The organism is Pseudomonas asplenii, from assembly GCF_900105475.1.
Taxonomy (GTDB): Bacteria; Pseudomonadota; Gammaproteobacteria; order Pseudomonadales; family Pseudomonadaceae; genus Aquipseudomonas; species Aquipseudomonas asplenii.
Genome location: NZ_LT629777.1, coordinates 5,628,697 through 5,649,170 on the forward strand (window position 1 = coordinate 5,628,697; position 20,474 = coordinate 5,649,170).

Below are 20,474 nucleotides of genomic sequence, written 5' to 3' on the forward strand. Positions count from 1 at the left end.
GCCTTAGTGATGTCGATTTGCACAACCCTCTATGTCCAGGGTGGCACACCTGCCCTGCAAGGCACTCTGCATATCCCTGGCAGCAAGAATTCTGCCATGCCGCTGCTGACGCTGGCAGCGCTTCAGACACAACCGGTGACGGTGAAGCAGGTTCCGAATATTTCCGATATTACCCACTTGCTCGAACTTCTTGCGTACGCGGGCAGCAGCGCTGTCAATCAAGAGAATCAGGTGACATTTCAAGGGCTGCACCTTGAAGCCGGGCCCTACACTTTTCCTGTGACAATCTCTAAGCGACTGCGTGGCGCGATATACGCGTTGGCATTGCCGGCCAGCCGCGGAGTCCATGCCCGGCTTGAATCCATAGGTGGCGACTTTATCGGTTCACGCTCGTTTACCCCACATCTGCGAGCATTGGCGGGATTCGGGTTGCACGTGAATGGTGAAGGTAATGCCGTGGGTATCACGGGTGGGCATCCACGCCCAAGTGAGTTCTCTGTCGATGATAAAGGCATCACTGCTACATCCTTGGCAATCATCGTCGCCGCAAGCCTCGACGGAGAATCCATCATCAAGAACGCGAGCCTGGAAACCGAGTGCGACGATGTCCTCGCCGCCGCCCGACACTTCGGTGCTCAGGCCGATCGCGATGGACGCACACTGATCGTTAAAGGTCCCTTCCAATCGACTGATGCGCCGATAGGAGTACCCAGCGACCATCTGGTCTGGGGCACCTTTGCAATTGCGGCAGCCATGACGGGCGGTTCGACGAGCTGTGAAGCGACACTCATTGACCATCGCTTCGCCCCCGTCATCGAAGCATTGCGCAGCTTCGGTATCAATGTAGTCCGGGATGGACCGTGGCTGAAAACCTTTGGTCGGCCCGTGCGCCCCGCCACACTGGAAACCGGTATGTATCCCAAGTTCCCATCGGACTTGCTGCCACAGATGATGGCCCTCGCCGTCTCGGCACCCGGCACCAGCGTATTCAAAGAGTCGCACTATGGATCGCGGTTCGACCACTTGCCTGGTATGGAAAAAATGGGCGCGCGCATCAGTATGGTGGAAGGCGATGTACATATTCATGGAGCAACTCCCGTCACCGGTGCCTCGCTCGAAGGCGCAGGTATACGTGAAACCACTGCGCTTGCCTTGTTGGCATTGACAGCGGACGGGCCGAGTGTCATCCGCAAAGCCGCCTCGGTAGCCCGCGGTTACGAAGATCTGGCCCAAACGCTATGCAGGATGGGCGCAACTATCCACTTCGGCTGACTCCCTGCCAACACTTGAAGGAGGCTGGTAACCATGGCCATAAAGGCGGTTTTTTTTGATGTCGGCAATACTTTGATGAATTTCAATTACGCAACACTCGCCCGATGCATTCCTGAGCTACAGATTGAGCAGTTGGAAAAAAACGGACCACCTGCTTGGAAAAAGTTGAACGAGGTACTGGAAAAAGCGCGAACCGAAGGTGCTCACGTCGATGTGTTGCGGTGGCTGCTCAAGGAATTGCTGCATGAGCTTGGGCAACCGGCACTTATCGAGGAGCTCATCGAGAGAACCAACACAGGGTCACTGTGGAGTTCGATTAATCACGACGCCAGGGAAGCGATTGGCGGATTGAAAGCAGCGGGGATCAGTACCGCGGTGATTTCCAATGCCGACGGGAAAGTGCAGGAATTGCTGGAGGACAATGGGTGGGCCGGCACCTTTGATTTTGTCATCGACTCAGGGCTGGTCGGCGTGAGCAAGCCCAGTGTCGAGATCTTCAATATCGGGTTGGACAAAGCCGGTCTCGATGCGTCCCAGGTACTTTATGTGGGTGACCTACCGGCTGTTGACGTTTATGGCGCACAGGCAGCAGGAATCAGCCCCGTGCTGTACGACCCTCATGACCAGTATGACGCCCATTGGTGCGCGAGCACCCGACACGACCGTCGGGCCTACCACCGAATCACCCACATGAACCAGTTAGTTCCTCTGGTTAGCCTGCTTAATGGCTAGGGGGTACCACCATGCACACTGTCCCGATCAATCGACTAAGCCACAGTTTCGCGACTAGCTATTTCGACGCGCAAACAGCCCATGAAGGCCAGGGTACCGTACTGACTTCGCGCGTCGTGACTGGACCCGAATGGGGTTGCAACTTCATGGACCTGGTGGCGCTGTTGCCCAAGGCGAGCATCGGTCTCCATGAGCATGGAGTGAATGACTCGGAAATTTACATCATCATCAGTGGCGAAGGTGAAATGGTGCTGGCGGGAAAGGTGTTCAAGGTTGATCAGGGCTTCGTTCTGATCAACCCACCCAGAGGTAGGCATGCCTTGCGCAATATCGGCCCTGCCCTTTTGAAATTAGTAGTCCTGGACATTCTCGACCGATAAGGAAAAGAAGATGAACGATAAAAGTTACGTCTTGAACGTCGGTCGACACGACGTTGAACGGCTGGGCAAGTCTGATCGTATCTACGGCCCAGGTTCCCGAGATTTTTTGCTGCGATATGCGCACATCAAAGAAGGCATGACGATATTGGACGTGGGTTGCGGAACCGGCAACATGTCCCTTTGGATGGCTGAAAAGGTTGGGCCTTCCGGGCAAGTCATCGGCATTGATGCAAGTGCCGAGCAGATAGAAGTTTGCAAGGCGTGCGCCAAGTCAAAGGGCTTTAAAAATACCAGGTTCCTGCATTTGGATTTCAGTCAGATCCGCTCCCTTGGCACCCTGTTCGATATTTCCTACAGCCGTTTCGTTCTAATCCATCTGACGAAGCCGCTCGATGCAATAAAACTGATGACTTCAGTCACCCGACCAGGGGGGGCGGTTGTCTGTGAGGAACCCATCACCGACCTACACGAGTGTTCGCCTGAGCATGCGGCATTCGATCACGCCAACAAGCTAACAATCACTCTAGGCCGTACCAAAGGAGTAGATTACAACCTCGGCACTCGGCTTCCAGAACTGTTCGCTGCTGCTCAGTTGGATAACCTCCAATTCGACCATTATCAGCCGTACATTCATGACGAAAATGACCGGGGTATTTTTTTCGATTCGTTTGCCCAAATAACCGAAAAACTTCTGGAGCACGAGTTTGCTACACCGGAACAAATCCATACCATTGGTGAGCAATTATTGCAGCTGAAAGACGATCACGCTTACTCGATCAAGGGCTTTCGCAACATTCAAGCCATTGGCAGGCGGCCACTTGCCCAGGAGGATGTGCGATGAGCGACTTTCTGCACGATGATGCCGAGATGGCCAGTATCAGAACATTGATAGGTATCGCTCAAACCGGGCTTACTTACTCCAAGGATCCCTATGACATCGAGCGCTACCATCAACTGCTTAAGACCGTCCAGACAATGCTGGCGAAGCAACCAAGCCTGCTCACCACTCAACTTCTGAAAAACTTAGTAGCAGACACGGGGTATGCAACGCCAAAAATGGATATAAGGGCGGCGGTATTCGACGGCGAACGCATCCTGTTGGTCAAAGAAGTTGAAGATGAGCTCTGGTCTCTTCCAGGGGGCTGGGCCGATATAAATCACTCACCCGGTGAGGTAGCTGCAAAAGAAGTGTTTGAGGAGTCAGGGTTGCGGGTACGTCCCCGCAAACTAGTTGCCCTCACCGATCGCCGTCTGCATTCCCATCCCCCCATGTTGTTGCATGTGTACAAGGCGTTCTTCCTGTGTGAACTGTTGGGCGGGGTATTGCGGCCCAGTCTGGAAACGCCGGATGCACGTTTCTTTGATGAGCATCATCTTCCAGAGCTTTCCACTGCGCGGGTGACCCAAGAACAAATCGCCATGATGTATAAGCACCTACGAAACGAAGCCTTACCAACTTATTTCGACTAGCCAGGAGGAAGTCATAGTGAACTCAACCTCAATCACTTATATACTGCACTACAGTCAGGAGCCCCCTGATTTCCATACGTCAGGAGTGAGTTCGCTGCACTTGATCAATGGTCTGCAGGATATCCAAAACTACCAGAGGCTTTACCAGGAAATTGGCGGCGAATGGGGCTGGGGCCGACAACGCTGCTGGCAACCAATGCAGTGGGTACAGCACCTGAGCAAACCGGACATTCAAGGATGGATAATGTACTGGGGTGGCCAGGCGAATGGCTTCTTCGAGCTTCGGCGACAACTGAACGAGAATGTCGAAATCTATTATTTCGGCGTGGCCAAGGCGCTTCAAGGACAAGGCCTCGGCAGCGTTCTTCTTCAGCATGCGGTCACAGCGGCAAAAGCGATGACGAAAAAAACCATCTGGCTGAAGACAAGCTCCACCGACCATCCAACTGCGCTCGGCCTGTATTTGCGCGCCGGGTTCAAAATCATGCGAATTGCTCCCAAGGACGCACCTTCACAAGGGGCTGAACCCTGCACATCCCACGTTCGCCCTTGAGAGGAACGGCCATGAAACAGTACCGATGGCCCCATTCGATAAACGAGGCCGCAGACCACCGGTACAGGTTGCAAATACTGCAACGGTGGATAATCCAGTTCTTGCAGCGGTATGACTTGGAAGCCCGGAGCTTGCAACTTATCGCGGGCGAAGCCAGTAACCGGCGTTATTACCGGATACGAAGTACAAATGGGAAGGCTTTTATCATTATGGATGCCGATCCCTGGCTTGAAGATAATCTCGCTTTCGTCACCGTCGCCGGCATTCTTGCGTCTGCCATGATCCGCGTTCCCACCATTTATGAATGGGATGAGCCAAATGGCTTTCTGCTGCTGGAAGACATGGGCAATCAAACATTGCTGCAACTCAATCTTCGCACCCACAGCGAAGCAGTTCGCCACTATTACCATAAAGCTATTGACACCCTGACGGACATTCAACTCAATGCGTGCACGGATCAGATAGCCAATTTTTCGTCCGACATCATGCGCAACGAACTTAACCTGTTTAGCGACTGGTATCTTGATCGGCATCTAAAAATTAAATTAACAGATAGCCAACAGCACGAAATTGCTATTTGCTTCGATTTGATTACAGAAAAAAACCAGTCTATCGATCGAGTATTCGTCCACAGAGATTTCAGACCCGGCAACTTGATAATCTCAAAAAATTTCAGAAAGATAGCAGTGCTTGACTTTCAGGACGCGATTAAAGGACCAATAACGTATGACTTGGTCAGTCTTCTGTGGGACTCATTTCATTGCTGGAACGAGCAGTTTATCCAGAAAATCATTCGCTATTATTGGGTGACTGCGAACGGCAAGGGACTGCCCGTACCCTCGACACTTCCAGCACTCTATTCATCCCTTTATTGGACGCGACTGCAGCGGCATGTCCGTGTAATAGGGATCTTCGCGCGCCTCGGAATACGCGATGGTAAGTACAGGTATTTTCAGGAAATCGAGCGTTTCAACAAATATATTTTATCAAACACTGTGCTAGACGATGGCGTGCGCCCACTTATATATTTGCTCAAGCGAATAAACCAATCGCTGACCACAAACTGATCCAGAGTAGATAATTCGATGAATCCGGTCCGCGGGGTTATCACTCACACTTCAAAACAAGGAAGTGCAATGGGCATTCCACTCCCCCTCTGGCTTATTCTCACAGGCGTGACCGCTTACGCTGCCAGTACACGCGGTCGATCAGGGCCAAGATGGTTTGCAATCGGGCTTTTCCTTCCCGGCGTAGCCCTGATCGCCGTGTTGTTAATGCCAAGGCTGGCAAAGGCCGGTGTTGATGCTCTCCACATATCAATCACTCCTGGCAAGAAATCAACGCAATACGATAATACTAATGGCGATCGAGCAATTGACTGGTGTACTAAAGACACCTCAAGTCACCATTAATACCACTGCTCAAGCCGACGCTTCGTCACTGAGAAAACTGAGCGAGGCATTGGATGCTGAGAGAACCAAGCTCAGTGCGATCACGGATCAATCGTCACAAGCCGCTATAGACGCAAAAGAAAACATCAAAGCAATGGAAAGCGGCCTTTCAGCCGCAAGGGTTTCAACAGCGAAAGCTTCTGGAACGGTTGATCCAAAAGGATCTACAACACAAGAGCCAGAAAAATTATCAAACAAAGACATCTCCACTGTCGCTACAACGGTCAAAGAGCTAGCGCAAATGGTAGTAGACAAAGGAGACGCAGATAACCTTAGGTTCTGTACGAAAAGAGATGTCGCAAACACCGTATGGAACAAGCCAGCGAGACCATAGCGGCATAGCTTTTCGCGAGCTTGTCGAAGCATGTCACGATCCGGTGGTTCTCTTTCAGCCAGCCAAACATACGCTCGATGATGTTGCGCTGTCGGTACTTCTGCCTTCTCTGGCGTGGGCGCTCCCGGCGCTGAAGGACACCGAGCTTTACAGCAGCAAGGCGACGGACTGTCACGATGTGGATCTCAAGACCTGGCAACATCCGGCCCGCGCTGTGTTGGAAAAACATGACATCAAGCTGGAACGAGTCCAGCTGTGCAATGAAGGTCACTACCCTATCTTCACCGGGCAAGTGCCATACGATCCCACTGGGCAGACGAAGAACTTTTTCCTCCCGCTCTACGAGGAAATGCGCAAAGCCAATGGGAAGTGGCCCTACGCAATCGTGGCCACCAGTGACGATATCGTGGTTTACGTCAGCTACCCGGCCAGCGATGGGATTTCTCTGGATTACGAACAGTATGCGGAGCAGTAGAAGAAACCGCTCCCAAAGCCTTTCAACGCCTATGTTACAAGGCTAAAAGCAGCTAGCAGGCACGGTTACGCCATGAGAATCGGTCTAAGATATTTAATGTCTATACTCACGCCAGCCGTTGAATCATAGCCTCTATTGACCACCGCACAGCCACCAGGCACAAGACGTGAAGTATTCCGTACTGATTGCAGCCCTGCTCTGCCTGCTACTCGGCGCTCCCGTCAGGGCCGAGCAGTATCAGATCGTCACGGAAGAATGGGCACCCTACAACTACATGGAGAACAATCAGCTCACCGGCATGGCCACGGAGGTCGTGCGGGGCATCATGGCGCAAACCGGCGATGACTTTGCCATGCTGATGCTACCCAGCATGCGCACCACCCGCGTCTTGCAGCACCAGCCCAGAACCATCATGTATTCGATGTTTCGCACGGCGGAGCGCGCCCCCCTGTACAAATGGGTCGGGCCTATCATTGAAGAATCCATCCACCCCTATCAACTCGCCAATGCGCAGCACCCGGTGAATAGCCTGGAGCAGTTGATGCGTGCCCCGCGGATCACCACAAGGCAGGCCGGCCTGATACCCGACACGCTCCAGGCACAAGGTTTCCAGAACCTCGAAAGAAGCGCCACCAGCAGCCCGCAGTTTTATCGCATGCTGCTCGCCGGACGTACCGAGATCATCGTCGGCGATACCGATGCGGGCGTGGCCTATTACAGCCGACAGTTGAACATTGCCCCCGGCACACTGCGCCAGATTCCCATCGAACTCTATCGTTCCTCCCTCTACATCGCCTTCAGCCTCGACTCCGACGACAAACTGGTCGCCCGCTGGGCCAGTGCCCTGGAAAAGATGCGCCGCTCGGGCGAGCTGGAGCGAATCCACCGTCGCTACCTTCAGCCCTCCGGGTCATGAACAGGCAGGCGTTCGGTGCAAGGACTTTACCCACCTCGTGCCACCGAGCATCATGGTGCACTCGCCCTCAAGGAGGATTCCGCGCATGTTCGGTACGCTACTCGGCAAACTCTTCAATCGTCCGCTGACCGAGGAAGGGTTCGCCCGCAAGTTCATCCAGACGGCCCGTCAGGCCGGTCTCAGCGACGAGCTGGAGTACGTGCCCGATGAGTTCCGTCTCCTCCATGGCAATGGCGGGTACTTCAACCTCCACAACGCCTTTCGCGATTATCAGAACGCCGACAAGCCGCAAAAAGACGCCGTGCTCAAGGGCTACGTGGCGACCTTGCTCAGTTCGAAGAACAAAACCCCGCAAACCTTCGTGCAGATCCGCCCCTCGTTACGACCCGTCATTCGCAACCTGGGCATGCTCGAAGAAATACGCCTGCATCACGTGCGCAGCGAGGGTTGGGAAGCCCCCTACAGCGTGGCCCAACGCCCAGTGGGCAAGGATTGCGTGATGCTGCTCGCGGTCGACTCCGCCGAATCCACCGCGACCCTGACCAAGGGTCCCGAGGCTCATTGGGGGGTGAGCCTGGACGAAGCGTTGTCGATTGCCGTGGACAACCTGCGGGACACCACCCCGGATGCGTTCGAGGAGATCGTGCCGGGGCTCTATGTCGGGCGATGGAACGACGGCTACGACATCAGCCGGGTCCTGCTGCCGGACGTCCTGCAGCGCGCGCCGATCAAGGGTCAGCCGGTGTTCATGATCCCGACCAACGACGTGCTGATGGTGACCGGCGACAAGGACGACGCAGGCATTCGCCACATGGTCGAGGTCAGCTTCAAGGCAGTGGAAAACGGCAGGGCCGTCTCCAGCCAGATCTATACCTATCAGGACCAGAACATCGTCCCTTTCCGCGCCGAGGACGAAACCCTCAACGCCCGCCTGGCCACCCTGGAACACCTGCTGCTTCAAGGGACCTATCACACGCAGAAAGAGCTGCTCGACAAGATCCATGAAGAGCAGAACGAGGACGTGTTCGTGGCGTCCTACCTGCTCTACCAGCACTCCGAAAGCGATGGCAGGACCTTCTCGATGTGCAGTTGGACCCAGAGCATCGACAGCCTGCTGCCCAGGACCGACCGGGTGGTACTGGTGGAACCGCAGGCGGATGGCGGCGCCAGGACTCATGTCGTCGAATGGGAGGAACTGGAGGCCAAGCTCGGTGAGCTGATCAAGTCGACCGATGTTTATCCGCCCCGGTATCGAACGGCGGGTTTCCCTACCGAGCAACAGTTGAAGGCGTTGACGCTGCTGGGCTGAGGCCATTCGAGAGTCAGCCACATGGCCACCGCCCTGTGGCACCACGGCCGCGCGCTACTCACATTCCAGGCTATATCCCACCCCATACACCGACCGAACCGGATCGATCCCCGGGGTGACCGCCGTCAACTTGCGCCGCAGGTTCTTCACGTGGCTATCCACCGTGCGATCGGCGACCACGCGGTTGTCCTGGTAGATGTGGTTCATCAGTTGGTCCCGCGACAGCACCTGGCCAGGTCGCTCCGTCAGCGCGGCGAGCATGCGAAACTCCACCGGTGTCAGATCCAGCGGCACACCCTGGTAGCGCGCCTGGAAAGTCCGGGCATCCAGCTCCAGGCCAAAGCTGGTCTGCTGCGTACCGCTGCGGCGCAGCACGGCCTTTACCCGGGCCACCAGTTCACGCGGGGAGAACGGTTTGCAGATGTAGTCGTCAGCGCCCAGTTCCAGCCCGAGCAGGCGGTCGATCTCGTCGACCCGGGCGGTCATCATGATGATCGGCAGGCGACTGAAACCGCGCAGTTCGCGGCAGATGTCCAGGCCGTCGCGACCGGGGAGCATCAGGTCCAGCAGCATCAGATCATAGGATTTCTGGCGGACCGCCGGGACGACCGCCAGGCCATCGGCCAGGTGCTCGACCTCGAAGCTGGCGGCACGCAGGTAGTCGCCCACCAATGCGGCAAGCTTGGGTTCGTCCTCCACCAACAGAATCCGGCTCATGCTTCATCTCCCGCCGTGGGTAGTTCCAGACTCAGCAACAGGCCCCCCATGTTCGAGGCCTTAGCACTGAGCTTGCCGCCATGCACGTCGGCAATGCCCCGGCAGATCGCCAGGCCCAGGCCGGTGCCGCCACTGGCACGATTGCGCGAGCGCTCGACGCGGTAGAAACGTTCGAACAGCCGCTCCAGCGAGGCGGCGTCCACGCCCGGCGCACTGTCCTCGCACTGCACCAGCACGTGGTCGCCGTCCTGTAGAGCACGCAGCACGGTCTGGCCGCCGGCGTCGGTGTAGCGCCGGCTGTTTTCCAGCAGGTTATGCAGCAACTGGCCCAGGCGCGACTCGTCGCCCAACACCCACAGCGGTTGCTCCGGCAGTTCCAGCAGCAGCTCCAGCCCCCCTTCGGCAAAGCTGGCCCGAAAGGCGTCGGCCACTACTGGCAAGAGTACCCGCAGGTCAATGCGCTCGCGGCGATAGGTCGGCCCGCCGACTTCGGCCAGGGACAGGTCGAAAAGATCGTCGACCAGCTTGGTCAACGCCCCCACCTCGCCCTGCAGCGAATGGAGCGCCGTGACATTCAGCGGGCGGATGCCGTCTTCCATGGCCTCAAGTTCCGCGCGCATCACCGCCAGTGGCGTGCGCAGTTCGTGGGAGATATCGGCCATGAAGTCGCGACGCATACGCTCGTTACTCGCCAGGGTCGAAGCCATCCGGTTGAAGTCACCGGCCAGTTGTCCGGCCTCGTCCTGCGAGCGCACCGGCACCTGGATCGCATAGTCACCAGCGGTCAGCCGGTGAGTCGCCCGCGCCACTTCGCGAATCGGCCGCAGCAGTGCGCGGCTCAGCCACCAGGCAATCACCGCAGTCGCCAGCAGGCAGGCCAGGCCGATCAGCAGACTGGAACGCAGTTGGTTGAGCTGGAAGCGCCTGTCGCCGACGCTGGTCACCGACTGCAACGGCGCCAGGGCCATCCAGCCGACCACTCGCCCCTGGTGCTGGATCGGCTTCAGCAACACGTCGCCGACAGCCTGGTAGCCAATGATCGGCTTGCGCTGCTCGTCCAGCAGCGCGAAGCGGACGAAAGCGCCGGTGAGGTCGGAGACCGTCAGTTGACTGGGGTCGAAGGTCTTTTCCGGGCCGAGGTCGCTCGGCCGCAGCAGGTCGAACCACTGCTCCTGGTCACGGCGAATGAAGTTCCAGTCACCGTGGGCGGCATACGCCTGTTCCACTCGCGGCACGATGCGGTCCATACGCTCCTCGGCCTGCTGGTTGAGGTAGCCGAGAAAACCGTACTTGAGGCTCAGGTAGGCGGCAAACACCATGCCCAGCACGGCGAAGGCGCAGACCGCGAGCATGGCCAGGAAGAACTTGCTGGAGAGGCTGACTTTCATGTTACCGCCGCGACAATCGAACTGCCGACATTGAAGCGCGCAGGCCCCGGTACGGCAAGGCACGTCGACCAATCTCCCAGATTTCTCCACATTGGCTGCACATTTGCCGAGCACGCTGAGGACTGAAAATTACCTGGCCCGGAGTTCCTCGGATGTCCTTCTTCTTCGCTATTCGCTCTCCGCTGGCCCGCGCCCTGATGTTGAGTGCCGGGCTGATCATCCTCAATGGCTGCGACGATAACGCGCCGGCCGCCACCGCCAGGCCACTGCAGGCCGTCGCGGTGTATCACGTCACCCGCGCGCCCCAGGCCCTGAGCACCACCCTGCCCGGCCGCGCCAGCGCGCACCTGGTCGCGGAGATTCGTCCGCAGGTCGGCGGCATCCTGCTCAAGCGCCTGTTCGTCGAAGGTGAAACGGTCAAGGCCGGCCAGGCCCTGTACCAGATCGACCCGCAAACCTACGAAGCCGCTGTCGCCCAGGCAGAAGCCACCGTCAGTTCGGCCAGCGCCACGCTCAAGGCCTCCGAACTCAAGGCACGCCGCGACGCGGACCTGGTGAAGATCGACGCCATCAGTGCCGAGGACAACGAGAGCGCCCAGTCCACCCTGCTCCAGAATCGTGCCAGCCTGCAGTCGGCCCAGGCCGCTCTGCGCACCGCGCGCATCAATCTGGGCTATACGCGGATCAACGCGCCGATCGCCGGCCGCACCGATACCTCGTCGGTCACGCCGGGGGCGCTGGTCACCGCCGAGCAGACCACGGCCCTGACCACCGTGCAGCAACTGGACCCGATCTACGTCGACTTCACCCAACCCAGCGGCACACTGTTGCGCCTCAAGCGGGAGCTGGCCGAGGGCAAGCTGGCGCCCGCCGAGCAGAAGGACGCAACCCGCATCAGCCTGCAACTGGAAGACGGCAGCACCTATGCCCACGAGGGCACCCTCACCTTCAACGGCGTCAGCGTCGATGAAAGCACCGGCAGCGTGACTCTGCGCGCCCTGGTGCCGAACCCGGACGGTCTGCTGCTGCCGGGCATGTACATCAAGGCGACGCTGCAGGAAGGCGTCCAGCCGGACGCGATCCTGGTGCCACAACAAGGCGTCAGCCGTGACGAACGCGGCGGTGCCACGGCGCTGGTAGTGGTCGATGGCAAGGTCGAGCAGCGCGAACTGACCCTGGCCCGCGCAGTAGGCAATCGCTGGTGGGTGAGCAAGGGGCTGACCGCCGGTGACCAGTTGATCGTCGAGGGCCTGCAGAAAGTCCGCGTCGGCCAGCAAGTGCAGGTCAACGACGCCAACCTCACCGCCCACAACGACAGCACTGACTGAGGCCGACTCCCATGGCACGCCTTTTTATCGATCGGCCGATCTTCGCCTGGGTCATCGCCATTATGGTGATGCTCGGCGGGGTGCTCGCCATCTACCAGCTCCCGCTGTCGCAATACCCGACCATCGCACCGCCGCAGATCACCCTGAGTGCCACCTACACCGGGGCTTCGGCCAAGACCATGGAAGACTCGGTGACCCAGGTCATCGAACAGCAGATGACCGGCCTGAACGGCCTGACCTATATGTCCTCCAGCAGCAGTTCGGCGGGCAGCGCCAGCATCACCCTGACGTTCGCCGCCGGCACCGACGTCAACACCGCGCAGATGCTGGTACAGACCAAACTGGAACAAGCCAAGGCACGCCTGCCGGAAACCGTGCAGCAGCAAGGCATCGAGATCCGCAACTCGTCCAGCGACTTCCTGATCATCCTCTCGCTGGTCTCGGACAACCCCAGTGTCACGGCCTCGGACATCAGCGACTTCATCTCCAGCACCCTCTATGACCAGATCAGCCGGGTCAGCGGCGTCGGCCAGGTGACCACCCTGGGCTCCAGCTACGCCATGCGTCTCTGGCTCGACCCGGACAAGCTCAAGCAGTACTCGCTGATGCCTTCGGATGTGAGCAGCGCCCTCACCGCACAGAACGTCGACACTTCCGCCGGCCAGCTCGGCGCCCTGCCCGCCCGCAGCGGCCAGCGACTCAACGCGACCATCAGCGCGCGCAGCAAATTGCAGACCGCCGCGCAGTTCCGCGACCTGGTGCTCAAGTACGCCAGCAACGGCGCGGTGGTGACCCTCGCCGATGTCGCCCGCGTGGAGCTGGGCAGTGAAAGCTATGACGTGATCGCCGAGCACAACGGTCGTCCCACTGGCGGCATGGCGGTCAGCCTGGCCACCGGCGCCAATGCCCTGGAGGTCTCCACGGCGGTGCAGGCCAAGCTCGCCGAGCTGGAGAAGTTCTTTCCCAGCAAGCTGCAACTGCACACCGAAGTCGCCTACAACACCGCGCCCTTCGTGAAGATCTCCATCGAGGAAGTGGTCAAGACCCTGTTCGAAGCGATCGCCCTCGTCGTGCTGATCATGTACCTGTTCCTGCAGAACCTGCGTGCCACGCTGATCCCGGCGATCGCCGTGCCAGTGGTGCTGCTGGGCACCTTCGGTGTACTGGAACTGATGGGCTACTCGATCAACACCCTGACGATGTTTGGCATGGTCCTGGCGATCGGCCTGCTGGTGGACGACGCCATCGTGGTGGTGGAGAACGTCGAACGGATCATGGCCGAGAAGGGCTTGTCGCCACGGGAAGCCACGCGTCAGTCCATGGGTGAGATCAGCAGTGCGCTGATCGGCATCGCCGTGGTGCTGTCGGCGGTGTTCGTGCCGATGGCCTTCTTCGGTGGCTCGACCGGGGTGATCTACCGGCAGTTTTCGGTGACCATGGTCGCGGCTATGGCGCTGTCGGTGCTGGTCGCCATGACCCTGACTCCGGCCCTGTGCGCCACCCTGCTCAAGCCACACCACACCGCAGGCGAGGAACGCCGTGGCTTCTTCGGCTGGTTCAACCGCACCTTCGACCGTGGCTCGCACACATACCAGCGCGGAGTGGGCGCAGTACTCGCGCGGCCACTGCGAGCCTTGCTGGTGTACGCGCTGGTACTCGCGGGTGTAGCGCTGATGTTCCACAAACTGCCGACCGCGTTCTTGCCCGAAGAAGACCAGGGCATGCTGATGATGCAGATGACCCTGCCGGTGGGCGGCACCGATGAGCAGTTGCAGGCGGTCACCCGCCAGGTACAGGACTATATGCTCAAGCAGCCGGAAGTCGCCACGGTCCTCACCGTGCGCGGCCTGGGTAACGGTGGCAACGCGCAGAACGCCGGCCGCGGCTTCATCAAGCTCAAGGACTGGAGCGAACGCCCGGGCGAGGCACACAGCGCCTCGGCCATCGCACAGCGGGCCAACATGGCCTTGTCGAATATTCTCGACGCCAATGTTTTCGTCATCGCGCCGCCAGCAGTCCAGGGGCTGGGCCAGAGTTCCGGCTTCGACATCGAGCTGCAGGACCTCGCCGGCCGCGGTCATGCCGAACTGCTCAAGGCGCGCAACCAGTTCCTCCAGCTCGCGGCCCAGGACCCGCGCCTGGCCATGGTCCGTGCCCAGGGCCTGGAAGACACGCCGCAGCTCAACGTCAACATCGACGACCGCAAGGCCGGTGCCCTCGGTGTGGCCGCCAGCGACATCAATGACACCCTCAGCGTGGCCATGGGCGGCAGCTATGTGAACGACTTCCTCGACACCGGCCGCCTGAAGAAGGTCTATATGCAGGGCGCCGCCGACAAGCGCATGCAGGCCGAGGACATCGGCGACTGGTACGTGCGCAACTCGAGCAGCAACATGGTGCCGCTGTCGGCTTTCACCAGTACCCACTGGAGCAGCGCCTCGCCCTTGCTGGAACGTTACAACGGTTTCGGCTCATACGAGTTGGTCGGCTCGCCGGCACCGGGCGTCAGTTCCGGCGATGCCATGGCGGCCGTGGAGGAGATCATGGCGAAACTGCCCGAAGGCATCGGCTACGCCTGGACCGGTCAGTCCTATCAGGAACGCCTGGCGGGCAACCAGGCGCCGCTGCTCTACGCCATCTCGATACTGTTCGTGTTCCTCTGTCTGGCCGCGCTGTATGAGAGCTGGACGGTGCCCTTCGCGGTGATGCTGGTGGTGCCACTGGGCATCCTCGGCGCCCTGCTGCTGACCGGCCTGCGCGGACTGTCCAACGACGTCTACTTCCAGGTCGGCCTGCTGACCACCGTGGGCCTGGCGGCGAAGAACGCGATCCTCATCGTCGAGTTCGCCAAGGAAGGTTACGAGCGCGGCCAGGATCTGCTGAGTGCCACTCTGGACGCCGTGCGCATCCGTCTGCGGCCGGTGCTGATGACCTCCCTGGCGTTCATCCTCGGCGTGTTGCCGCTGGCCCTGAGCAGCGGTGCCGGCTCGGCCGGGCGCCAGGCCATCGGCACCGGTGTACTGGGCGGCATGCTCGCCGCCACCTTGCTCGGGCTGTTCTTCATTCCGCTGTTCTACGTGCTGGTGCAACGCCTGGCTACGCGCCGTAACGCCGCTGCCCCGACCACCGCCGAAGGAGAAATCTGATGCGCTTTGCCCCTCTCCCCCTGCTGCTGGCAATGGTGCTGGGCGGCTGCGTGAACCTGGCCCCGGACTATCAGCGCCCTGCGGCGCCGGTGGCCGGGCAATGGTCAACCACGACCCCGGCCGGCCAGACCAATGCCGACATCGCCTGGCGCGAACTGTTCATCGACAGCCGCCTGCGCGACACCGTGGCCCATGCCCTGGCCAACAACCGCGACCTGCGGGTCGCCGCGCTGAACGTCGAGTACCAACAGGCGCAGTACCGCATCCAGAGCGCGGCGCTGCTCCCAGCGGTTTCCGCCACGGCCAGCGGCACACGCCAACGCTCGCTGTCCGAGACCAGCACCACCACCAGCAGCCAATACAGCGTCGGACTCGGTGTGAGCAGCTACGAGCTGGACCTGTTCGGCCGGCTGGGCAACCTCAAGGACGCCGCGCTGGAAAACTACCTGTCCCTGGAGCAGACCCGCCGCAGCACCCAGATCAGCCTGGTGGCGCAAGTCGCCAACGCCTGGATGACCCTGGCCGCCGACCAGCAACTGCTGACCCTGTCGCGCAACACCTACACCAGCCAGCAGAAGACCTACGCCCTGGTGCAACAGAGCCACGGCCTGGGCGGCGAATCCGGCCTGAGCCTGGCCCAGTCGCGCAGCACCGTCGAATCGGCCCGTGTCAATGTGGCGAATTACGAAAGCCAGGTCGAGCAGGATCGCAACGCTCTGGAACTGCTGGTCGGTGAACACCTGGACGACCACTTGCTGCCCGGCGACGCGCCGCTCGATGCGGCGCTGCTGGTCAACGTTCCGGCCGGCCTGCCCTCGACCCTGCTGCAACGCCGCCCTGATGTGCTCGCCGCCGAACACACGCTCAAGTCCGCCAGCGCCGACATCGGTGCCGCCCGTGCGGCGTTCTTCCCCAGCGTAACCTTGACCGCCAGCGGCGGCAGTGCCAGCAGCGAACTGTCCGGGTTGTTCAAATCCGGCAGCCGCGCCTGGAGCTTCGCCCCATCGATCAACCTGCCGATCTTCAACGCCGGCAGCAACCGCGCCAGCCTTGATGCTGCGAAGATCACCCGCGACATCGACGTGGCCCAGTACGAGAAGACCCTGCAGACCGCTTTCAGCGAAGTCGCCGACGCCCTCTCCGTACGCAGCCACATCAACGAGAGCCTGGACGCCCAGCGCAACCTGACCCAGGCCACCGACAAGAGCTACAACCTCTCGCTGGCGCTTTACAAGCAAGGCTCGCAGAGCTTCCTCAACGTGCTCGACGCCCAGCGTTCGCTGTATTCAGCACAGCAGACGCTGATCAGCCTGGAGCTGTCCGAGCAGCTCAACCGGGTGACGTTGTACAAGACGCTGGGGGGTGGTTGGGAGGGCTGAGAGAAAACGCCCGTTGCGCCTGAACCGTGGCGCAACGGCACGCGATCATCAGTGGATGCAAGATGAAGGTTATTCGGCGTATTCGGCCGCAGCCTGACGCGAGTTACCGGCAATGGTATTCAGATACAGCGACAGGACAAAACCCTGCGCGGCGCTCAGGCCTACATCAACCGGAACGCCGGCCTGATCGTCCGGGATCAGTTGTCCACTGGTGTCCTGTTCCTCGTTCAGTTCCTGCTCCACCCGCAGTTTGTAACGCTTGAATTGAACCAGGTCAGGGTTGGTGATGGCGACCGCCGCCAGCGGATCCCAGAAATACAGGTATTTGCCGATACCGGGTGCAATGGTCGAGCTTCCCAGCACCTGTTTGAGAAACTGCGCCACCGGGTTGTCGATCTGGGAAAGCTGACGCACGAAGCCCTGGGTGATCGGAATCGAGTTGGAGGCATTGAGCGCTAACAATTGCACGGGAATGCCACTGCCGAAGACCAACTGGGCCCCCAGGGGATCGAGGAAAATATTCCACTCGGCAACATCGTTGGTGTAATAGGGCATCGGGCCCAGTGCATCCTTGATATTGCCGCCCGCACCGGGTTTGACGTATTGCGGCAACAGGTTGCCCCCCATCATGACGATGCGCTCGACCTTCTCGTGCAGCAGCTTCTGCAGGACCGCATCGCGCCTGGCTCGCTGGATCAGATGCCCCCAGGTCGTGCCGCCGCCGATCATCAATACCGTGAACTTGTGGTCGGCGTTCGCCAATGTGTTCCTGAGAAACTCGACGGCATCGGTTTGCGTCGGGTTCGAGTTCTTCCGGGGGAAACTGGCATCGTAATGCTGGTCTGCCGCCTGGCGTGTATCAAAGGCGAAGGTGTTGCTGTACAGCAACGGACGCTGAAAACCCGCGACAACGGGCGTGCGCTCTATGACAGCGTCATTGAATACCGTGAGGAAGTTGCTGAGGTTTTCAACACCGTGACTCAGGTGAGCAGCACCGACCCCAGTCACGGTGATGCCTTCCACCTTTATCGCATGATGCTTGAGCAAATAAGCGATGGCCATGTAATCGTCGAAGTCGACATCGGTATCGATGAGTACATGCGTAAGCGATTGTGCAGACATATCCTTAGCCCTCCTGGCTAATAACGTATTTATTTCCAATGCAAATACAACATCAACCCGTAGCCCCCTACGTTGCGCTCTGAACTGTAGGCGAGCCCCCCCTACCTGTCGAGGACGCCACGAACGTCCCCTGCCCGCTATTTTTCATGGAAAGCATGGCGTTTTTCCAAGAGTCGCCTACACCTGTAACAAGGAAGAACGGCACGTGATCGACAGGAGTCGATAGGCACTACCCCCTCGTATCCTCTGCGCATAATCCGTCTCTCCTTTTTCCTCGCATTTCCGGCTTTTTGCCGGGGATAGATCTCGCTTGTCCGGCGTTGCCGAGGAGGTAAACCACTCAAGACCCTGCTGCCCCGTGAAGTCATCTCGACTGCCAAACCGAGACCTATACCAAGAAAAAAAGGAAGCCTGGCACGGAGCCAACACTGCCCGGCGTATTCCCTATCAAGGAGATAATCGATGAACCAGCCCCACGTAAAACGCTCAGTGCTGGCGGTAAGTGCCGCACTGTTCTGCATCGCCGCCCAGGCCGGCACCTATCCCGACTACGGCTATGCGCCGCCGGACGGCTACACCGGCCCCAAATTCGTACTCAGTCAGAACTACCCCACGCAAGCGCCCACCGGCTCACCGCCGGCGTTCTTCAAGAAGCTGCCGGCCAAGCCGGACAACAACTTCGAAACCTGGCGGACCTACATGAACGAGGTCAAGAACTACTGCCTGGAGGGCAACATCGAGGTCAACTGGGACGTGCAGAAAAACAAGGTTCGCCAGTGGTACCACATGCCATGGCAGCACTATGGTCCGCTGGGGCGTGAAGGCATTCATGGCTTGACCAAAGAAGCGCAGATCCAGGTCAAGCAACTGGCAGCGACGCAGACTGCGACCGGCCAGACCTACGCCGTGGGCATCTACAACGACATCGGCGCCTACACCATCGGGCAGGTCTGGAAAGACCCGCAGAACCCCGATCCGAGCTACACCTCCAAGCCCAACAGCTTCCCCAACGGGACCGTGGTGTGCAAGGCGCTGTTCGCCGACATCGACCGCGCTACCGTGCCGTTCCTGGTCAACCCGGTACTCTGGCAGGCGTACATCACCGAGACCTTCACCTCCAGCAAGCGCATACTCAAGGACGTCGCCCTGATCCAGATGGACATCGCCGTGCGTGACACGCGCATGAGCGACACCGGCTGGATCTTCGGCACCTTCCAGTACAACGGTGCCAAGACCGGCAAGGCCGGCTGGGACAACCTGGTACCGGTGGGGATCATGTGGGGCAACGATCCGCAACAGACCGGCAACGACTTCACCAACAAGCAGCCGACCGTCACCAAGATCAACCCCGCGCTGAAACAGACCGCCATCAACGCCAACACCAAAGAGCTGCCACCCACCCACCTGGGCTGGAACGGTCGCCTCAACGGCCCGGTCGACAACCCTGTCAGTTCCTGCCAGAGCTGTCACATGACGGCCGAGTCGCCGCAGTTGGCGATCATGAACCCCACATTCCAGAGCCCAGATAAGGTGCCACCGGTGGGCTCGCCTGAATGGATGAAGTGGTTCCAGAACATCCAGGCCGGTCATCCGTTCACCCCGGGGACCCAGAGCACGGACTTCAGCCTGCAGATGTCGGGCGGGCTGTCGAACTTCTATGAGTGGAAGTGCGCGATGGGCGGGATCTACGCGAACGGCGGCGATGCCTGCACGAAAGCGGCCAGTCCGAAGCTGAAAATGCTGAAGTCCGGCAGCGCACCGCAACTGCCCGTGCAGCGTGTGATTCGCGATCCAAGCCTGGAGCAGTTGCTCGAGTAATGGGTAACAACCTCCGGGCGCGGGTTGCCCGGAGGTTGTGAGGGGACTGGCGGGTGGCGCAGAAGTACCAACTCTGCCCAAAATCCCTCATCAATGAGGGCCCTTACATCAAAGTCACCCTATAAAAACACAACAGCCTTGACAGCCACTTAATCAAACCAACTAAATAAGTAAAATATCGCTTTGCGCAGCAATAGTAATAACCGTATCCCTTTCAGAGAAAAGGTGGCCAATGAACCCTACTAGATCCCACTCGGTACGTTTCACAAAAAGCGAACTGGAATCAAAATGATATACAGCGTTAATATCTTCAGACGTTGTCTGAACAAAATAATATTGTGTTTCCGACAGCCACGCGAACACAAATGGTTTCTTCAGGTAGTCAAAAAAACCTTCATCCTGCATCTGACTAAAAAAATCAACCTGAAACAACAAATGCTGCCTAACTCTCCATGACGGCCTATAAAGCTGAATCACCGAATCCCCAATAGCTCCGCCATCGCTCTTGCCTAGCTCCATCAAAAAATCTTTGAGCTGCCCCTCAATCTTGACTCGATAAAGGCGTTCGATTTTCTCAAGATCCGAAAGCTCATAACCTTTAAAACCAGAGCAAAACCCTGAGAACCCTGCTATCGCAACACTACTAGAAAAATAGCTCACAAATACACTTTCGAGGCGTCTTGC

Annotated in this window: 19 protein-coding genes and 1 pseudogene; 15 read left to right on the plus strand and 5 right to left on the minus strand. The window is 59.0% G+C overall.

The window, feature by feature from the left end:
• The first annotated feature begins 9 nt into the window (after positions 1-9).
• The 8 genes from BLU37_RS24940 to BLU37_RS29150 all read left to right on the plus strand — a co-directional run bounded on the left by BLU37_RS24940 (position 10) and on the right by BLU37_RS29150 (position 6,192).
• Positions 10-1,272: a 3-phosphoshikimate 1-carboxyvinyltransferase gene (locus BLU37_RS24940; protein WP_090209928.1), complete on the plus strand. Its 1,263-nt coding sequence runs from the start codon at positions 10-12 to the stop codon at positions 1,270-1,272.
• Between the two features lie 33 nt (positions 1,273-1,305).
• Entirely contained in the window at positions 1,306-2,004 is a 699-nt protein-coding gene (locus BLU37_RS24945) for an HAD family hydrolase (RefSeq protein WP_090209931.1), read from the plus strand.
• 11 nt (positions 2,005-2,015) lie between these two features.
• Positions 2,016-2,384 carry a cupin domain-containing protein gene (locus tag BLU37_RS24950; protein WP_090209934.1) on the plus strand — a complete coding sequence of 123 codons (369 nt, stop codon included), beginning with the start codon at positions 2,016-2,018 and terminating at the stop codon, positions 2,382-2,384.
• 10 nt (positions 2,385-2,394) lie between these two features.
• On the plus strand, positions 2,395-3,225 hold the full coding sequence (locus tag BLU37_RS24955) for a methyltransferase domain-containing protein (RefSeq protein ID WP_090209935.1): 831 nt from the start codon (positions 2,395-2,397) through the stop codon (positions 3,223-3,225).
• Positions 3,222-3,854, plus strand: a complete 633-nt coding sequence (locus tag BLU37_RS24960) for an NUDIX hydrolase N-terminal domain-containing protein (protein WP_090209937.1) — start codon at positions 3,222-3,224, stop codon at positions 3,852-3,854. Before BLU37_RS24955 ends, BLU37_RS24960 begins: the two co-directional genes overlap by 4 nt.
• Before the next feature lie 100 nt (positions 3,855-3,954).
• A complete protein-coding gene (locus tag BLU37_RS24965; RefSeq protein ID WP_232000397.1) occupies positions 3,955-4,407 on the plus strand; it encodes a GNAT family N-acetyltransferase in 453 nt (150 codons plus the stop codon).
• A 131-nt stretch (positions 4,408-4,538) separates the two neighbouring features.
• A complete protein-coding gene (locus tag BLU37_RS24970) occupies positions 4,539-5,474 on the plus strand; it encodes an aminoglycoside phosphotransferase family protein (RefSeq protein ID WP_172833061.1) in 936 nt (311 codons plus the stop codon).
• Between the two features lie 235 nt (positions 5,475-5,709).
• Positions 5,710-6,192: a hypothetical protein gene (locus tag BLU37_RS29150; protein ID WP_157696412.1), complete on the plus strand. Its 483-nt coding sequence runs from the start codon at positions 5,710-5,712 to the stop codon at positions 6,190-6,192.
• Here the strand turns inward: BLU37_RS29150 and BLU37_RS24980 are convergent.
• Positions 6,131-6,298 (minus strand): annotated as a pseudogene (locus tag BLU37_RS24980) (transposase); the annotation flags it as partial. The gene BLU37_RS29150 and the pseudogene BLU37_RS24980 overlap by 62 nt on opposite strands.
• Between BLU37_RS24980 and BLU37_RS30050 the strand changes: the two are divergent.
• From BLU37_RS30050 to BLU37_RS24995, 3 genes are all read left to right on the plus strand, one after another.
• Positions 6,236-6,667: a hypothetical protein gene (locus BLU37_RS30050; protein ID WP_408003687.1), complete on the plus strand. Its 432-nt coding sequence runs from the start codon at positions 6,236-6,238 to the stop codon at positions 6,665-6,667. The pseudogene BLU37_RS24980 and the gene BLU37_RS30050 sit on opposite strands and share 63 nt — an antisense overlap.
• A gap of 166 nt (positions 6,668-6,833) precedes the next feature.
• Positions 6,834-7,583, plus strand: a complete 750-nt coding sequence (locus BLU37_RS24990) for a substrate-binding periplasmic protein (RefSeq protein ID WP_090209946.1) — start codon at positions 6,834-6,836, stop codon at positions 7,581-7,583.
• A gap of 85 nt (positions 7,584-7,668) precedes the next feature.
• Entirely contained in the window at positions 7,669-8,892 is a 1,224-nt protein-coding gene (locus BLU37_RS24995; RefSeq protein ID WP_090209948.1) for a DUF1444 family protein, read from the plus strand.
• A gap of 54 nt (positions 8,893-8,946) precedes the next feature.
• On the opposite strand, the gene BLU37_RS25000 is transcribed toward BLU37_RS24995, so the two are convergent.
• Together BLU37_RS25000 and BLU37_RS25005 are read right to left on the minus strand one after the other, a co-directional pair.
• Positions 8,947-9,609 carry a response regulator gene (locus BLU37_RS25000; protein WP_010446400.1) on the minus strand — a complete coding sequence of 221 codons (663 nt, stop codon included), beginning with the start codon at positions 9,607-9,609 and terminating at the stop codon, positions 8,947-8,949.
• Positions 9,606-10,997 carry an ATP-binding protein gene (locus BLU37_RS25005; protein WP_090209950.1) on the minus strand — a complete coding sequence of 464 codons (1,392 nt, stop codon included), beginning with the start codon at positions 10,995-10,997 and terminating at the stop codon, positions 9,606-9,608. Before BLU37_RS25005 ends, BLU37_RS25000 begins: the two co-directional genes overlap by 4 nt.
• A 152-nt stretch (positions 10,998-11,149) precedes the next feature.
• On the opposite strand from BLU37_RS25005, the gene BLU37_RS25010 reads away from it, so the two are divergent.
• The 3 genes from BLU37_RS25010 to BLU37_RS25020 are packed head-to-tail and all read left to right on the plus strand — an operon-like array spanning position 11,150 to position 16,850.
• On the plus strand, positions 11,150-12,325 hold the full coding sequence (locus BLU37_RS25010; RefSeq protein ID WP_010446403.1) for an efflux RND transporter periplasmic adaptor subunit: 1,176 nt from the start codon (positions 11,150-11,152) through the stop codon (positions 12,323-12,325).
• Between the two features lie 11 nt (positions 12,326-12,336).
• Positions 12,337-15,471 carry an efflux RND transporter permease subunit gene (locus BLU37_RS25015; protein WP_090209952.1) on the plus strand — a complete coding sequence of 1,045 codons (3,135 nt, stop codon included), beginning with the start codon at positions 12,337-12,339 and terminating at the stop codon, positions 15,469-15,471.
• The gene (locus BLU37_RS25020) at positions 15,471-16,850 is read left to right on the plus strand and encodes an efflux transporter outer membrane subunit (protein WP_090209954.1); all 1,380 of its coding nucleotides are present in this window, start codon (positions 15,471-15,473) and stop codon (positions 16,848-16,850) included. The genes BLU37_RS25015 and BLU37_RS25020 overlap by 1 nt, the downstream gene beginning before the upstream one ends.
• Before the next feature lie 69 nt (positions 16,851-16,919).
• On the opposite strand, the gene BLU37_RS25025 is transcribed toward BLU37_RS25020, so the two are convergent.
• Complete coding sequence (locus BLU37_RS25025) at positions 16,920-17,972, minus strand: nucleoside hydrolase (RefSeq protein WP_090209956.1); 1,053 nt, start codon at positions 17,970-17,972, stop codon at positions 16,920-16,922.
• A gap of 462 nt (positions 17,973-18,434) precedes the next feature.
• On the opposite strand from BLU37_RS25025, the gene BLU37_RS25030 reads away from it, so the two are divergent.
• Complete coding sequence (locus BLU37_RS25030) at positions 18,435-19,790, plus strand: hypothetical protein (protein WP_090209959.1); 1,356 nt, start codon at positions 18,435-18,437, stop codon at positions 19,788-19,790.
• 162 nt (positions 19,791-19,952) lie between these two features.
• Here BLU37_RS25030 and BLU37_RS25035 read toward each other — a convergent pair whose 3' ends face one another.
• Positions 19,953-20,450: an SMI1/KNR4 family protein gene (locus BLU37_RS25035; RefSeq protein ID WP_232000399.1), complete on the minus strand. Its 498-nt coding sequence runs from the start codon at positions 20,448-20,450 to the stop codon at positions 19,953-19,955.
• Positions 20,451-20,474 lie beyond the last annotated feature (24 nt).

Coding starts and splice junctions, on each gene's coding strand:
- BLU37_RS24940 (WP_090209928.1), top strand. CDS start 10: ATGTCGATTTGCACAACCCTCTATGTCCAGGGTGGCACACCTGCCCTG.
- BLU37_RS25015 (WP_090209952.1), top strand. CDS start 12,337: ATGGCACGCCTTTTTATCGATCGGCCGATCTTCGCCTGGGTCATCGCC.
- BLU37_RS25000 (WP_010446400.1), bottom strand. CDS start 9,609: ATGAGCCGGATTCTGTTGGTGGAGGACGAACCCAAGCTTGCCGCATTG.
- BLU37_RS25030 (WP_090209959.1), top strand. CDS start 18,435: ATGAACCAGCCCCACGTAAAACGCTCAGTGCTGGCGGTAAGTGCCGCA.
- BLU37_RS24995 (WP_090209948.1), top strand. CDS start 7,669: ATGTTCGGTACGCTACTCGGCAAACTCTTCAATCGTCCGCTGACCGAG.
- BLU37_RS24960 (WP_090209937.1), top strand. CDS start 3,222: ATGAGCGACTTTCTGCACGATGATGCCGAGATGGCCAGTATCAGAACA.
- BLU37_RS25020 (WP_090209954.1), top strand. CDS start 15,471: ATGCGCTTTGCCCCTCTCCCCCTGCTGCTGGCAATGGTGCTGGGCGGC.
- BLU37_RS24955 (WP_090209935.1), top strand. CDS start 2,395: ATGAACGATAAAAGTTACGTCTTGAACGTCGGTCGACACGACGTTGAA.
- BLU37_RS29150 (WP_157696412.1), top strand. CDS start 5,710: ATGCTCTCCACATATCAATCACTCCTGGCAAGAAATCAACGCAATACG.
- BLU37_RS25025 (WP_090209956.1), bottom strand. CDS start 17,972: ATGTCTGCACAATCGCTTACGCATGTACTCATCGATACCGATGTCGAC.
- BLU37_RS25010 (WP_010446403.1), top strand. CDS start 11,150: ATGTCCTTCTTCTTCGCTATTCGCTCTCCGCTGGCCCGCGCCCTGATG.
- BLU37_RS24950 (WP_090209934.1), top strand. CDS start 2,016: ATGCACACTGTCCCGATCAATCGACTAAGCCACAGTTTCGCGACTAGC.
- BLU37_RS24945 (WP_090209931.1), top strand. CDS start 1,306: ATGGCCATAAAGGCGGTTTTTTTTGATGTCGGCAATACTTTGATGAAT.
- BLU37_RS25005 (WP_090209950.1), bottom strand. CDS start 10,997: ATGAAAGTCAGCCTCTCCAGCAAGTTCTTCCTGGCCATGCTCGCGGTC.